This window comes from Flavobacterium saccharophilum (assembly GCF_900142735.1).
In the GTDB taxonomy this organism is placed as follows: domain Bacteria; phylum Bacteroidota; class Bacteroidia; order Flavobacteriales; family Flavobacteriaceae; genus Flavobacterium; species Flavobacterium saccharophilum.
Map to the genome: position 1 here is coordinate 432,724 of NZ_FRBY01000003.1, position 16,687 is coordinate 449,410.

Sequence of the window (16,687 nt, forward strand, 5' to 3'; positions counted from 1 at the left end):
TTAGGTGTCCTGTACTGTTATGAGATGGTTAAAAAAAACTTAAATTGCTTAATTTTAAAGGGCTTTTAAACAATTTTCTATGATTTTTATAAAGAAAAATCGCCTTGAAATTTCTTCCAAGGCGACAGTTTTTGAATGTATATTTTCTAGTTTGAATGCATTTCCTTCAGTTGCTCATCTAATCGAAATGCAGCGTGCACTTTTTCGACAATATTTTCTTGATTTAGATTAAATTCAATAGATTGTCTGATATCATTGGAAGAAGATCCTAACTGCACAGAATAAGTACCTTTTTCGGCAATCCAAGCGTTTTTATTTTCAACAAATGACGCAAGATCTTTTATCTTTAATATCAAAGAAACTGTCTGAGAATCCCCAGGCTTAAGAATATTTGTTTTTGCAAAACCTTTAAGTTCATGAGTAGGTTTATCAACCAGAACCGCTGGTGCCGATAGATAAAGCTGAACAGTTTCTTTACCTGCTTTTGAGCCAGTATTTGTAACTGTTACGCTCACTGTAACTTCGTTTTCAAATGTTGTAGAAGATAATTTTATATTTGAATATTTAAAATCTGTATATGATTTTCCATAGCCAAATTCATAGGATGTTTTTACACCATAAGTATTAAAAAATCGATACCCTACATATATTCCTTCTTCATAAGAAACATCTTTTGGATTTGATGCGGGAGTTCCTAACCAGTTTGCTGCTGAAGGATGATTATTATAATCGTTTACAAAAGTCATTGGGAGTTTTCCAGATGGATTAACTTTTCCAGACAATATATCGGCAACAGAATTACCTCCTTCTTGTCCTGGAAGCCATGCTACAACAATACCGTCAACTTTATCTTTCCAGCTTGCAGTTTCAATTACGCCGCCAATATTTAATATTACGATCACTTTTTTATTTTGTGCATGAAAAGCCTTGGAGACTTTGTTTAATAAAGAGATTTCATCCTGGGCCAGATAGAAGTCTTCACTAATTTGGCGGTCAGCATTCTCGCCAGAGTTTCTTCCGATTGTTATTATGGCGATATCACAGGTATTTGCTTTTTCCTTAATTACAGAGTTCTCAAGTTCAAGTTCAGGCATTTTTTTTGGAACTGCCAGAATACCACCCGATTTTTCACGGCGTTCGCTTTCTTTTTTTGCCTCGTCCTGAACAAAAGGAATATATAGATCAGCAAGTTTTTGATCAATTTTGTAATTTGCATTTTTCAAACCGTCAAGTAATGATACAGAATAAGCTTCGTTTACATCACCACTTCCAGTACCTCCAGAAATAAAGTTATAAGATGTAATTCCAAAAACAGCGACCGGAAGATTGCTTACAGAATATGGAAGTGCATTATTTTCATTTTTCAACAAGACCATTCCTTCTGTTGCCGCTTGTCTTGTGATAGCAGCATGTGCTTTAAGGTCAGGACTGTTATTGTACTTATATTTTTTAAAGACAGGCGATTTAATAATAGTTTCCAATATTCTTCTAATACTATTATTTACAGAAACACTAGAAATTGTTCCGTCTTTTATTGCCTGAACAAGTTTTTCATGCTGTAATTTCATACCTGGCATCATCAAGTCATTTCCTGCTTCAATTTGCGCTATTACATTACTTGCAGTTGTTCCTATGCTTTCAAAACTTTCATAACCACCAAACCAGTCGCTCATTACAAAACCTTTAAATCCCCATTCTTCACGCAGAATATCACTTAAAAGGTCTTTTCGTTCTGATGTATAAGTTCCGTTTACTTTGTTGTAAGAAGACATTACAGTCCAGGGTTGTGATTTTTTTATGGCCGTTTCAAATCCTCTAAGGTATATTTCCCTCATTGCCCTTTGGCTGATATGTTCATTGATTGAAAGTCGGTTCGTTTCTTGATTATTAGCTGCAAAATGTTTTATAGATGTTCCAACTCCGTTTGACTGGACACCTTTAATGTATGATGCTGCAATTTCACCCGCGATAAGAGGATCTTCAGAATAATATTCAAAGTTTCTACCATTCAAAGGATTCCTATGTATGTTAATTGCTGGAGCAAGAAGTATATCAGCTCCGTATTCTTTTACTTCATTCCCAATGGCTCTGCCTACCTCTTCAATTAATGTAGTGTTCCAGGTAGATGCGAGTGCTGTTCCCACTGGAAAAGCTGTAGCATAATAATTTTTAGGATCATTTGGCCTTTTAGGATCAAGTCTAATACCTGCTGGTCCATCAGCAAGAACAGCTGCCGGTATACCTAATCTTTTAATAGGAAAGGTACCTCCTGCAGCACCAGGCACAAGAAGCCTTGGTTGGTTATCTAAAGTTGCACCATGCATTTCTGATCCGAGCAGCATGCTAGCTTTCTCTTCAGGAGTCATGGCATTGATAACCTTGTCAATTGGATCTTTTCCAAGTTGTGGTGTCTTTTGAGCAATTCCTTGTAGATGGGATAGTACGGCAAAGAGAATAAATGCCTTTATCTTACCTTTAATCATATTTAAGTTTTTTGGGTTAGTAAAGCAGAAATCTTAAAATGGATATTGCAGTTAAAATTTCTGCAAAAATCCATTACTAAATTTCTTTTCCCCAAACTTATTTAGAACTTTCAGGAGTGCCGTCCTGTAGTGTACTGTAATTAAAGTATAATCAGGAAATCAGAGCGAATTACGTTCGATATAATTAAACGGATTTTTTATATTTTCTTTTTTATTTCCTAATACCATATTAGCTGCCGTAACTCCCATAGCGACAAAATCAGTACTGATAACCGTTATGTCAAGTAGTTCTTTTAATGGAGTTTCATTATATGAAATAATTCCTAGATCTTTTCCTAATACAAGTTTATTAGAGCGCACCTGACGTAGTAATTTCACAAGATCTCTTTCCTGAATAGCAATATAAACATCTTTACCTGTAAATTCCATTCCTTCATAAATTTCCTCCATAACCTCAAAATCCAGATCATGTTCATGACAGAACTGAAGAAATCCGTTAAGAATTCTGCGTGGATATGGGTTTACTGATTTGGTGGGATAAACCAGAATGATTTTATCGTATTTTTTTAATTTTTCAAGCGCTTCTCCTAGAGCATTATAGATATCGTCTTTAAAATCCTGATAAATGGTACTGTATTTTCCTTTGATAATTGGTTTTGAATTGTCAAGAATCAAAAGTTTTTCCTTCGGAATTTTCTCTATTACTTTAAGAACTTCATCAGTATAACTAACATGGTTTGAATTTTTATCTCTAAAATGAGGCATGATCACATAGTAATCATATGCACCCAGACTTTCCTCTAAAGCATTTATAAAGAGTGATTGATCGCAATGATAGATATAAAGATTCACATGAGCATTAATGCCGATAGTATCTACAAAAGAATTATAGACCTCCATTTTATAGGTACTTGGCTTATTGACAAGAAAAAAAATGTTCAGTTTTGAAATCAAATCTGTTTTAGTAGTATAGTACCCTTTTCCATGTACGGATTCAATTACTTTTCGATCCTTAAGTGTTTTATAAGCTTTTTCAACTGTATCTCTTGAAAGGTAGCAAGATTCACTCAATTCGTTTATAGATGGAATTTTTTCTCCTACTTTTATTTTCCCTAATATAATGTCATTTATGATAGAGTCTACAATCTGCTTGTATTTAGGAACTCTTGAGTCTTCATTAATTTTAATTTCTATCTCTTTCATAATCGTAATATTTCAAGAATGAAGTTAACATTCTTATTGTAGTTTGCGCAAAAATATGCTTTAAACTTTTGAGTTATCAGGGAAATAAACATAAATTTTTATTTTTAATGGAAAAAAGCGGTTTGTCACATGACAAACCGCTTTTACATAAATGTTTTATAAGAATTATATCTTAACGACTAATTATTTTATACGTTTTTACTGCTTTTGAAATATATTAGGATATTTACGAATAAAGTAAGTAGCCGTACAGCTCCAAGCATGACAATAACTATTCATAGGATAAAATCCATAAGGTGAAAGTTTTTCATTAGTTGGATCGTAAACTTCCCAGAATGTATCTGCTCCTTTATTTACCATTCCTCCCCAGTAAGTCTCGACTATAGATTTGGCATCATTTGTAAGACCACAATTTATTAATGCCTGAACATAATAATGATACATATATGGAGCTCCTGGTTTAACTGCCTCATTATACTTTTGAAGGTTTGCTAGAACTTTCTGGTTCTCATTATCTTTTAGGACACCCGCAAGAACAAGCCAAGATTGTGAAGCATAAGAAACCTGATGAGAAGCGCCACTTACAAAGAGCCCAAGTTTTTTCTCAAATAATTTTGTTTTTGCACCATTTGACATTTTTGTTATTAATCCAGAAAGTTGGTTAACCTCTTTTTCCTTTCCTATCATCTTTGCTAATGCTAAAGTTTCTTTCATGGAATAAATCATTATACCCTGCAACGATGCCTGCCTGTCTAGCTTATCATTCCAGTCAACAAAAAGCCACCATCCATCTTTTGCAGCCTGCGCTGCATTAAATACACCATCTTTATCAAGATATTTTGAAATATTGTCCATCTGACGTTTAGCAACTGGCCATAAATCTTCGGCAGTCTCTTTATCTCCGGTAGCACCCAAATATTCTTTTAAAGCAACATTATAAAGCAATGAATAATCAAATAAAAAGGGAGATTTTTCCTGAGCATGTGGTACTGGGGTTTCAAATACATTGCTGTATAAAAAACCATCTTCTTGCGCAAGCCCTGCTAATAAATACAAACAACGTTTTGTGAGAGTATGTTCTTTAAAAGAATACATATTTGCTTGAGATTCAAGAACCACGTCTCCTATCCATAATCTTCTATCACGTTTAGGTCCGTCCTCAAAAACAGTCTGCATGCATTCTTTAAGCGTATTTAGTGCTACCTTATCTATTTTTGAAAATATCTCAGGTGTTGTTGAAGCTAATGGAGCTGGTAAGGAAGATACAGATGTTGTTGCTTTGATAAAGCAATCATTTAATACAAAATCGAAATAAGGCGAACTACCCAATACCTCTATTTTAACATATCTGAAAGCCAATCTTCTTGGAATTGTTATAGTTGCAGGAAATTCTGTAACTGTAACTACTTCGTCTTGTAGCCAAGCTCTGCTCAGACCTCCAGTATATGGGTCAAATGGCACAGAAACTTCAGAAGGTACTTCACCAAATGTAAACTTTAAGCGTACTGGAGCATCGGCAGTACTATTCAATGTTTGCAATGAAAATGTAAAATAACCGGTAAGGTGCTCTCCAAAATCTATCACATTTCCAGACTGTTTTTTAAGAGATGTTGTATAAAGTGTCTGTATGTCTTTTCCTTTTGTTGTTTTATATCCCTGAAAAGCACTTGCATCGGCAGTAATATCTGCCAGTGAAACTGGATATTTCAATTTTTCTACCAGCTTTGGTTGATTATCTTTAGCTATTTTGAGCCATTTATCACGTGTTTGTGTATTATAAAAGTCTTGGGCAGAGAGCTGTGATGCAAAGAGTAAAACAAATGTGGAAAGGATAATTTTTTTTAATTGCTGATTCATAGTAAAAATGGTTGTTAGATAATAGTATTATTAATAACTGCAATATTCTAAAGGATGTTCCATAAAAATATACAACATCTTTTGCATCTTAATTTCTCAAATATAAAGTAAGATAGGATATCAGCTGTCCTGTAGTATGCTGTAAAACCTTCTTTTTTCAAGTAAAGATGAAATATTTTTGCTGTCACAAGATTACCTGTATCAAAGTGAAATATCTATATCGAAAAAAAAGGTGGTCAATTGAGATCCCATCAATTCAACAAAAAAACCGTAACAGACTAAAAAAAAGTCTTTACGTTTTTTTTTATTTCTTAGTAAAACCTTTTCTGGTCATTTCTCCCCAACCTTTGGTTCCCATAATTTTTTCTTTATAACCAACTAAAGCTGCATAAACTGTTAGTGGATGAAAGTAAATTGGTTCTATGAAAGCTGCTATTAAAAGTTTAAAAAAATCGGTTTGCTTTGGGTATTTATGATAAGAGCGCTCTTCATTATATAACGCTATCACAGAAAACATTACAGCAAAAAAGTAAACAAAAAGAACCAACAATACGAAAAAATGCCAGTTGAGTAAACCCATCACAATAAATACAAATGTTATTACAAGACCTATAAATTCTATCCCGGGAGCCAGGAATTCAAATAATGTCCAGTACGGTACACTAATCATACCCAACAATTTATATTTAGGGTTCAGAAACATTTTTCTGTGCAAGCTAAGCGTTTCAATAGTTCCTCTCATCCAGCGGCTGCGCTGTTTCTTGAAAATTTTAAAATCTTCAGGTGCTTCTGTCCAGCAAAGCGGATCTGGTATATAACTGACTCCGTACGGTATTTTACTCTCTAACATATAACGGCGCATTCTTACCACCAGTTCCATATCCTCTCCAACTGTTTTTGTACTATAACCGCCCGCCAATAAAGCGATCTCTTTGTCAAATGCACCAAATGCCCCACTTATAAGCAATAGACCATCTAGCCTGCTCCATGCCATTCTTCCCAGAAGAAATGCCCTTAAGTATTCTAAAACCTGTATTCTTGGGAGCATCTTATCCGGAATATTTACCTCAACCAAACGACCGTTTTTAATAACACATTGGTTCGCTATCCTGACTACGCCTCCGGTTGCTATAATACGTTTACCGTGAGATTCCAGAAAAGGTTTTGCCAGCTTGAGCAACGCATCTTTATCCAGAATACAATCAACATCAATACAAACCACATATTGATTCTGGGCGATATTAAGTCCGACATTCAGCGCGTCAGCTTTACCTCCATTTTCTTTATCTACAACAATCAATTTTTTGAAAGCGGCATTTCTGGAAGCATAAATTCCTCTAACTTTTTTAGTTTCTATTTTTGGATGAATATCAAGTTCTGTCAACAGAAGATCGTACTTTTTAATCAGGATTTCCATAGAATTATCCTTACTCCCATCGTTGACTACTATAACCTGATAATTATTGTAATTAAGGGAAAGCAGCGATTTTACATTTTCTTCAATTGTAAAACCTTCGTTGTAAGCAGGAGCAATTAGGGAAAGACTTGGCGCAAATTCACTTGTCAGAAGTACATCATAATCAACAAAACTATTTTTTTTAAGATATTCTCTAAGCTCTCTGGTAGAAAGGTGTGCCAATATTAGATAAGAAGACATAATTAATACCGCATAACCAATTATGAGGAAAAGATATTCCTCAAAAAACAGTGATAGTTCAGTAGTAACAAAAGTCATTTGTTGATTCTATTTTACGGTTAATATCTGCAGTAGGTTTTGTGCTTCGTACTTTATTAATGTATTTGGAGCATTGGCAACCAGCTTTGTTACGTAAGGAATTTTTTGTGTCAGTTTAAGCTCTTTTATAAGCTTAAGTCCAAGTGCTATAACTGTTGTATTTTGAGATTCAAGCAATAACTCAACCCCTTTAGTATCACCAATATCATGCTTTTTGAAAGCATTTATAATATTGATCTGCGTCCAGTCATCAATAGGATAAGAATACTTTATGAGATAAATTATACTTTTTGTACCTCCAAGCTTTATAGCGGCATTTACAGCGGTGATTTTTAAAATTTTATTTCCGCCTTGAGATGCTTTTATGATCCTGTCAAAAGCGTCAGCACAATTTATTTCTGATAATTCTGTAATTCCCTTGCATTTTACTTCCCACCTCAGACTCCTGAGTTTTTTGAAGGAGTCTTTTATCAATCCTGAATCTTTGTAAAACCGCTCTAGTTTTTCGGCATAATTTCCTTCATAATTTTTATGAAGATTCATAATCGAATCTATCAGAACTTCCCTGAAAAAAGTATTATTCATAAGTCGGTGAAAATTTTCATCCTTTTTCACTTCAGAAAATGGCATATCCTGAAAAACTACCGAAAACATTAAATTTTCAATTATTTTATTATAATCTGTAAGCCGTCTGTTTCTTCTAATATTCCTGCTTCGGCTACTAATAATTAATACGTAAAGAATAATAGATGTTATAATAAACAAGCCTATTGACAGCATTAAAAAAGGTTCTACCCAGGTTCCACTCTTATAAAGTTCCCACAGTTTCATATCAGAAGCGTTTTGTTAGGATAACCTGAACATTGAATCTATTTCTGAATTCATCAGGTAAGTATTCTTCGTACTCATAAAGAAAAACAGGTCTGACAAAAAAGGAATTACCAAGACGATGTTGGTATTGTATACCAGCTCTGTAGGACTTTAAAGGCTGGGTCAGGCTATTATAAAGATAAAGATAGGGTACATTACCATATTGCAGTTCTAATCTTATGATCCTTTCTTTTTCGTCATTTGTGTTCTGAAAGCTCAAAACATGAGAAAATAGTTCGTTTGCCGTATCGTAATAAGGTCGGTATGCAATTGTATTGACACCAATATGATAGGCCAATTGTCCCGTTAGTAAGGTTACATCGTCTGCTTCAAAATGCATGTATCGAACTCCCAAGGCATAATCAAATTTTTTATGTGGAACGAAATAATATTCAACACCCGCTTTTGCTACAGGAAACACTGTCTCTCCTGTTGAAATACCTCCATTTACATACAAATAATTCTTTTTAGCAAAAGTTTGATAATAGTCTGCTTCAAACAGCATTTGCGTATCACCATTAACATGACCAACATTGGCACGACCCACAAGTGCTGATTTAGTAAACTTATGAGAATACTCGACATAACCATAATGTAAAGGTGATTGTCCCGGATTTGATGTAGAAATATTTAAATAGGAAGCCGCTATTGCATTTTTTGCCTTTTGCCCAATCAGTGTTCTCACTCCTCTAAAAGCCTGAGTACTGTTATCGGTAATCGATACTTCTTCGATAATGGCCAAAGCTTCTTCATTGCGATTTAATTTTTCCAGACAATTTACTTTTATCCTTAAAACATCAAGCGAATTTGGTTCTATTACTAAATACCGATCGCAATACGTAATACACTTCTCGAATTGTTCTGACCAATAGTACGTATTTATAATCGCCAATAAAGCATCGGGACTTGGATTAGTCCGGTCTGCCATAGGTGCTAAAATTTTGACAGAAGTATTATAATCTTTTTTCCAGCTATAAATACGTCCGGTGAAAATTTTTATTTCTTCATTCTCAGGAAATTTTGCACTTAAAGGTTCAACAAGTGAGAGTGCGGCATCATAGTTACCTTTTTCTACTTCGCGCTTTGCGCGTCCCATAACCTCATCAATAGTATTTTCCTGTGCCAGTACGACAGGAGAAATAAGCAGCAGGAAAATTGTATAATATAGCAACTTCATTAAGCACGTGTTTTTAGTAATTTATTAATTCTCACTAAAAGCACGGCAGGACTCACGGGTTTCGCAATGAACTCGTTTGCCCCAAGATCAAATGAATCTAGTTCTGTTTGCTCGACACCTGAAGAAGTAAATATAATGATCGGAACATCAGAACCTATAGTCTCTCTAACATATTGAGTAATTTCCATTCCGCTTATGCCGGGCATGTTGATATCCGTCAGGATTAAATCATAATTATTTGTTTCAATTGCATCTAATGCTTCTTTTCCATCAGAAAACTGGTCAACGGTAAATCCCTTAGACTCCAGGAAAAAGGATAATGATTTACGTAGAATATCATTATCTTCAGATAAAATGATTCTCATAGGTTACTTGATTTTGAGGCAAATTTGATTTTAAAACTTTTGGTTATAACGTAAAGCTAGAGTATATTTCTCTCTTTTCATAGCTCATTTAGAATTTTAACTACTTCATTAACGCCACATTTTAATAGATTCATTTGATTTCCAGCTTCAGAAGTGAAATGTCCCATTGTAGCTTCTTCCTCAATAATAGATAAAGAATGACTAAGATCCGCAAGCATAAACATGCCTACACTAGACTTCATGTTATGCGATAGTTTCTTTACTTTATCATAACTTTCACTATTGAATGCTTCTTCTAATTGCTCAAACTCAGCCGGAATTTTTTCTATAAAAAGTGTTATCATTTCTTTTTTAAACGCCGGATCACCAAATGCCATCTCATCTAAGTAAGAAAAGTCTATTTTTCTTTTCTTTACAGCATGAAGATCTTTGTTCATTACTGTTTTTATAGCCTTTAATAGTACTGCCTGCTTAAATGGTTTTGGCACATATCCATCCATGCCTACATCAAAACAACGTTCCTGCTCACCCACCAACGAGTGTGCCGTCATTGCAATAATCGGAATCGATAAATTCATTTCATTCCTTATATATTCTGTAGTTTGGTACCCATCTTTAACTGGCATTTGAAGATCCATCAGCACCAAATCATATTTGTTTTTAGATAACAATTCTATTCCTGCTTCACCGTGTTCGGCAATATCCAATTCAAAACCAAAATTTTGAATAACACTTCTTACCAATTTCTGGTTTAAAAAATTATCCTCGCAAAGCAGAATTTTAAGTTTCCCTAGTTTATTTTCTGAAATTAATTCGACCGCTATCTCATCCTGTGTTACTTTTTTATAATGAAACACAAAGAAAAACTCTGAACCTCTGTTTTGTTTACTTTTTACCTGAATTTCACTTCCATGCAACTCAACCAATTGCTTCACAATATTGAGACCAAGCCCTGTACCGCCAAATCTTCTCGTGGTGCTTTCTTCCGCTTGTTTAAAGCGTTCAAAAATAGTTACTAGCTTATCCTCCGGTATACCAATACCGGTATCTTTAACTGAAAACCGAAGCGAATAATGATCGTCTGTTTCATCAACTAATTTTACAGAAACCGTTACTTCACCTTCTTCTGTAAATTTCAAAGCATTACCTGTCAGATTAACCAATATCTGGTTTAATCTACCCTGATCACCAATTACTATGTCCGGCATATCGGCATCCAGGAAAAGATTGAATTCAATTTCTTTCGGAACCTTTACTTTTAGCAGTTTGTAAATATGTTTTAGCGTCTTTTTTAAGTTGAATGGCTGCGCTTCAATAACCAAATTACCTGATTCAATTTTAGAAAGATCTAAAATATCATTAATAATAAGAAGCAGATTTTCTCCGGCTATTTGTACACTTGAAATATAATCCTGCTGAACAGGATCCAATTTGGTTTGAGCCAGAAGATCTGTAAAACCAATTACAGCATTTAACGGCGTTCTGATTTCATGGCTCATGTTTGCCAAAAAACTATCTTTTGCAAATACTGCACGTTCTGCAATTTTTTTTTGCGCGTCGAGTTCAATATTTTTTGTTCTTAATTCTAATTGATTTATGACATGTTTTGCTACTATTGAAAGTGCATTACGTTGGTTTTCATTCAGATCTTTACACACATGATCTATAGCGCAAATAGTTCCTATATTATAACCATCTGGCGTTGTTAGCGGAACTCCTGCGTAGAATCTCACCTTAAAACCACCAACAACATTGGGATCATCTTTAAATCTGTCGTTTAAATGAGTATCGGGTATTTCAACCATATGTGAATCCATAATGGTATATCGGCAAAAGCTAATTTCTCGCGGTACCTCTGAAACTCCTATTCCTATCTCAGATTTAAACCACTGACGGCTTTCATCAATAAAAGAAATATGGGCGATGGGTACGCCACAGATATAGGAAACTAGTTTAGTTGCATCATCAAAAGCATGATCAGGTAAACTGTCGAGAATATTATAGCGTTTTAATGCGGCAAGACGCGCCAGCTCATTGTGCGGTATTGGTTCTTCTGTGTGGTCCATTTTAAAAGTAAAATGTATAAATATAAATAAATTCAACTAAAATTATAGCAACAAATTTAATCATGACAAATCACTTTAAGGGAAAACTAATTATTTTTTAGTTCCAAATACTTCTGAAATAGCAATCCACACTAACAATTTGCATCATGATTTCACAAATTTATATTGCGGCCTAATGATTAATTATCCAACTGAAAACAAGACAAATATAACTTTGTAATTTCTAATCAAACAACATATATTCCTTAAGAACAGGTATATATACTTAGTTGTTTTTTCAACTTAAGTGATACATTTGAAAGCCCCTTAAAATATTTTTTAACTAATTCATTTTGAACCAAAATTATGATCTCAGATTTCTTTGATACAAATAACTATTTCGTTGACAAAAAAAATAGTTTTCAGGAGCACTACAATGTTTATAACGACAAGCGCGAACGCATTGGCAGAATTAAACAAAAACTAACTGTAATACAAAAAGTACTGCGTTTAACCGTAAGCAAAACATTATTTCCTTTTTCTATTGAAATTAGAAGTGCCAATGGAGGTCTAGTAGCATCAATATTAAAAAAAGGTATCTTTTCAAAATCTCAAATTATTGTACAGGATGCTTCCGGAAAAAAAGTGGGAGTCATTGCTAAAAAATTAAATCGTTTTAAACCTGAATTTAAAATTCTAAATAATGCCAACGAAGTCATTGCCGAAATAGGCGATGTCTGGAAAAAATCTAATTTTATTATTAATGGCCCATCAGAAAACCAAATAGGTACAATTAATAATGATTGGAAAGGATCAATGAAAAATGTTCTCAGATCAGATAATAGCTATAATGTAAATATTGCGACCAACTATACTAATAAAGAAGAAAAAGTAGCAATATTATCTACCGCTATTGCTATAAACATGTTTTTTTAAACGAGGATAGTCGATACGTTTATCTTTTAGCACATAATAAGAAAGAGAATAGTAAAATACTATTCCCTTTCTTATGTTTAACCTCTGCGTAAAAAAGAAGACTAAAATTTAAAAGTAAGATTAGCCAAAAAATTAGTTGGAGCTTGCGGAGCACCCCACGTACTCCAATATTGTTCGTTACTTAAATTATTTAATTTTATTCCGATTCTCCAATTTGGTCGTTCATAAAAAACAGTCGCATTTAAAATAGTATAAGATGGAATATAGAAGGTATTGGCAGTAGACATATACGTCTCATCTACATAATTAGCTCCAAAACCTAAACCTATGCCTTTTAACTTGTTCTGGAATTTATAGGAAGCCCAAAAGTTCACCACATTTTCAGGTGCATCTGCTGCCTTATTTCCTTGAAAAGTAGTAGATTTTACAATCTTATTTTCATTGTATGCATATCCCGCAATAATATCTAAGCCTGCAATTGGATTGGCTATCAATTCAAAATCAAAGCCTTTACTTACCTGCTTTCCTCCTTGCTCATAAGTTAAGTCCGCATATCGCATTACGGCATTATCATTCGTAATGGTGTAATAACTGATTGTAGTGCTTAATTTCTTATTGAAAACTTCTGCTTTGATACCAGCTTCAAACTGATTTGCATAAAGTGGGTCTAAGATCAACTGTCCGCCATCAGGTTGATTTACGGGAGCAAGATTCTGAAATCCATTTAAATAATTCCCGAACACAGAAATCTGATCTTTAACTATTTGATACACCAATCCTAATTTAGGAGACAAAGAAGTTTGATTATAAGCTGGCGTAGTACCACTTTCTTTACGATCAAAATTATCTACACGTAAACTCAACATGGCAGAAAATCGGTCAGCGATACTGATAACATCAGAAACGTAGGCACTAAAAGTAAATTCTTCCCTGCCCGCTCTTATCGTTGGATTTCCCAGTACATCATCAATCTCTTTTTTTCTCACGGGAACAAAGTTCGTTGTCACATCAATTGTTCTAAAAGGAGCTACAGGAGTGGTAACAGTTGAAAATGTATCCGAATAATATCTGTAATTCACACCGGTTAGCAATTTGTGTTTTAGAAATCCGGTTACAAATTCACCATTAATATTTTCTTGTATGTTGGTATAATTACTTGATATCGGACCAAAAACGGTAGCACGCATGGTCACCGTTGTTGGTGAAGTCCAGGTTGGCAAAGCCTGATAACTATACTCCACGTTTTCACTTACATAAGAAAATAAAGTAGTCGATTTCCAACTATCATTGATTTGATATTCTCCCTGTACAAAAGCTTTTGCTGATGATGATTTAGCGTCAGCATCATCGTGAACTAATGCTTTTTTATAATCCAGTTTTATATCAGCAGGATTTGTTATACCGGATGCAGCAGTTGCATTAGGGTACAAAGGTTTTGTGTTATTCGTACTAAACAACTCCGCATCGATATTAAAGGTAAGTTTCTCTGATGCTTTATACGTAATGCTTGGCGTGAATTCGAGAGTATTGTTGAAGCCATAATCCAGAAAACTTTTTTCTCTGTTTACCGCTACATTTAGTCGGAATAATACATTTTTATCTTTTGTAAGCGGCGTATTAATATCGGCTGTAAGACGATTTAATCCAAAACTTCCTCCTGTGTACGCGATTTCAGTTACTGAAGCTTCAAAAGGCTTTTTGGTCACCAAATTAACAACTCCTCCAAATGAAGATGCCGAAGATCCAAACAAAGTTCCTGAAGGGCCTTTCAAAATTTCGATTCGTTCTACATTCGCAATCCCAACTGAAGAACGGCCTGATAATGTTTCCATTCCGTTTCTTGAATTTATCCCAACGGCAAATCCTCTAAAAATCGCCGCAAAACCACCCGATGGATAATTAAGCGGTACTACTCCGGGTGAATTTCTAATAGCACTTCCAATCTCGACTGCAATTTGTTCCTGTAAAAGTTCTTTATGAACTACACTATAAACTTGTGGATTTTCGAGATTTTTTAAAGGCATTCTGGCTACATAAGTTGTCTTTTTTGATAAAATACTTTTTCTGCTATTAATAACAACTTCCTGCAATTCTTTGTTTGAAACTTTCAATTGCAAACTAATTGTAGTCGTTTCATTATCTGCAACATTTATTTCTTGTTCCGAAGTTTCGTAACCTGTCAGGGATATTTGCAAAGTATACGTATTGGCTTTTACTCTGGTCAATTCAAAACTTCCATCGTCATTTGTTGATGTATTGTATTTTGAGTTCTTAAGCGTAATGTTTACATCTGCAGCCGGAGCCCCATCTGAAGTTGTGATTTGTCCTTTTACCTTTCCATGACTTTGTGAAAACGAACGGACTGAAAATAAAAGAGTGATAACACATAAAAAGAATACTGTTTTTAAACTAAGATATTTCATTGATTTTCAAATTTGATTGGTTTTATTTTTATTTAGAATTAATAAAAACAGTGCAAATGTAAAAATTAATAATTGTTTAACAAGTATTTATTTTGTCTAATGGTATTTAGCTAAAGCAAATTAAAATACGTATCCTTATTAGATTACTTATACAAACGAAGAAAGGTCTGTAAAACTAAGTTCTACAGACCTTTGTATTTTAAATTCTTTTTAACTTCTTTACTACATATAGCTCAATGGGCTTTATTATTCATCAATATAACAAAACCCACTTCGCTATATTCAACTAAAAAACAATTTTCAATGAAACAATTTAAGCCAACCTTTATTTTTTGAATATTTATTTGTGTTATTAAAGTAAGATCTGAATTCGGGATTGAAAAAACTGGGTTGCCCCTTTCAGGCTATATCTATCTAATATTCCATAACCATAAGCAAATTCAAATCTTAAGTTTGCAGAAAGATACCAGTTAAACGTAGGCGTTATTCTCCAGAAACGCCCGCCTTCGATTAATCCGCCATTTAATTCATTGGTCGAATATCTCAATGCTGCCTCGATTTCTCCTAATCCTCCCTGAAAAACAGATTTCTTAACCGGGATGAAAGTATAAATTCCACTTGTTGTTGTATAAGGTCTGCTTGCTCCTGTAAAAATGTAGCTCATCATTACTTCTCCACCATGAAAAACCGGATCGTTTTTTTCTTTTGAATTAAACATTTGCCAGCCATACTCAGTTCCAAACAACCATGGTCCTTTGTTATAGTAGATTTCCCAACCCACAAAAGTTCCCTGATTGGATGAAAAAGTACCTGTATCTATAAAAATGGGAGCGGTATTGGACTCGGGTCTTGATTTAAGTCTGATCATATTATCTTCCGGCTGTCCAATTCTGAAATTACCTCCAATATGAAGTGTCGTTTGTTTTTCTTCAGAATGAATTGGAAGCCACGCAGCTCTTGTGATAAATTGCCAGCTATACGTACTGAAACCCTGATTATGCGATAACCAGTCAGCAAAAATCCCCATATTCCAGACGATTCTTTGTTTAGGAAGATAGCCAAGCCATTTTATACCATCACCTAAAATGGGTATCGCATCAATTGCCATATGTCGTTCCAAAGATTCTCCGGAATAACCATTCATGACTTTACTAAGCGAGTAACCTTCTTTAGTTCGACCTATAAAAATGCTTCCCCAGATTTCTGGAGTTGCGATCATTACTCCTGACTCACGAACATACCATTCTTTTGCATCTCCGTCATACATAAAACCGGCTTTCCAGGTTATGGTTCTTTTTGTTTTAAGCTGGCCTCCAATTAAAACCCTAAAGTCACGAACATCAAAATCATATTTCAATTCACTGCCAATAGAATCCATTTGTCGTTTCCCGGTTGCATTCTGGGTGTAACCAGCATATTCATATAAAAAACCAGCACCCAATTTGATCGTTGTAAAACTGGTGTCAAACATATTCCAAGGTAATTTTTCAGCCTTTGTAGTATCTGCAGCCTGTAACACATCACCTTCAGTTCCGTCAGGTACAGTTTTTGGCAGTTCCTGACATAAGGATCGACAAGGTAAAATCAGCATTA

At 34.3% G+C, this 16,687-nt stretch carries 11 protein-coding genes; 1 reads left to right on the forward strand and 10 read right to left on the reverse strand.

Translation table 11 applies throughout. The annotated features are described in order from the left end of the window. Positions 1-146: 146 nt before the first annotated feature. The 8 genes from BUA98_RS11860 to BUA98_RS11895 form a co-directional block, all read right to left on the reverse strand. Positions 147-2,483 carry a beta-glucosidase family protein gene (locus tag BUA98_RS11860; protein ID WP_072972740.1) on the reverse strand — a complete coding sequence of 779 codons (2,337 nt, stop codon included), beginning with the start codon at positions 2,481-2,483 and terminating at the stop codon, positions 147-149. A gap of 159 nt (positions 2,484-2,642) precedes the next feature. After that, positions 2,643-3,686, reverse strand: coding sequence for a GntR family transcriptional regulator (locus tag BUA98_RS11865; RefSeq protein ID WP_072972742.1), 1,044 nt, complete (start codon positions 3,684-3,686; stop codon positions 2,643-2,645). A 198-nt stretch (positions 3,687-3,884) separates the two neighbouring features. Continuing rightward, positions 3,885-5,396 carry an alpha-L-rhamnosidase-related protein gene (locus BUA98_RS11870; protein WP_244279196.1) on the reverse strand — a complete coding sequence of 504 codons (1,512 nt, stop codon included), beginning with the start codon at positions 5,394-5,396 and terminating at the stop codon, positions 3,885-3,887. A 451-nt stretch (positions 5,397-5,847) separates the two neighbouring features. Next, a complete protein-coding gene (locus tag BUA98_RS11875; protein ID WP_072972745.1) occupies positions 5,848-7,278 on the reverse strand; it encodes a glycosyltransferase family 2 protein in 1,431 nt (476 codons plus the stop codon). Between the two features lie 9 nt (positions 7,279-7,287). Beyond that, complete coding sequence (locus BUA98_RS11880; protein WP_072972747.1) at positions 7,288-8,109, reverse strand: hypothetical protein; 822 nt, start codon at positions 8,107-8,109, stop codon at positions 7,288-7,290. Position 8,110: 1 nt separating this feature from the next. Further along, the gene (locus BUA98_RS11885; protein WP_072972748.1) at positions 8,111-9,325 is read right to left on the reverse strand and encodes a YaiO family outer membrane beta-barrel protein; all 1,215 of its coding nucleotides are present in this window, start codon (positions 9,323-9,325) and stop codon (positions 8,111-8,113) included. Next, entirely contained in the window at positions 9,325-9,690 is a 366-nt protein-coding gene (locus BUA98_RS11890) for a response regulator transcription factor (protein ID WP_072972750.1), read from the reverse strand. Before BUA98_RS11890 ends, BUA98_RS11885 begins: the two co-directional genes overlap by 1 nt. A gap of 77 nt (positions 9,691-9,767) precedes the next feature. After that, the gene (locus BUA98_RS11895) at positions 9,768-11,756 is read right to left on the reverse strand and encodes an ATP-binding protein (protein ID WP_072972752.1); all 1,989 of its coding nucleotides are present in this window, start codon (positions 11,754-11,756) and stop codon (positions 9,768-9,770) included. A gap of 345 nt (positions 11,757-12,101) precedes the next feature. Here BUA98_RS11895 and BUA98_RS11900 point away from each other — a divergent pair, with 345 nt between their 5' ends. Then, on the forward strand, positions 12,102-12,671 hold the full coding sequence (locus BUA98_RS11900) for an LURP-one-related family protein (RefSeq protein WP_072972754.1): 570 nt from the start codon (positions 12,102-12,104) through the stop codon (positions 12,669-12,671). A gap of 101 nt (positions 12,672-12,772) precedes the next feature. On the opposite strand, the gene BUA98_RS11905 is transcribed toward BUA98_RS11900, so the two are convergent. Next, entirely contained in the window at positions 12,773-15,094 is a 2,322-nt protein-coding gene (locus tag BUA98_RS11905; protein WP_072972756.1) for a TonB-dependent receptor, read from the reverse strand. Positions 15,095-15,446: 352 nt separating this feature from the next. Beyond that, entirely contained in the window at positions 15,447-16,685 is a 1,239-nt protein-coding gene (locus BUA98_RS11910; RefSeq protein ID WP_072972757.1) for an OprO/OprP family phosphate-selective porin, read from the reverse strand. Positions 16,686-16,687: the final 2 nt, after the last annotated feature.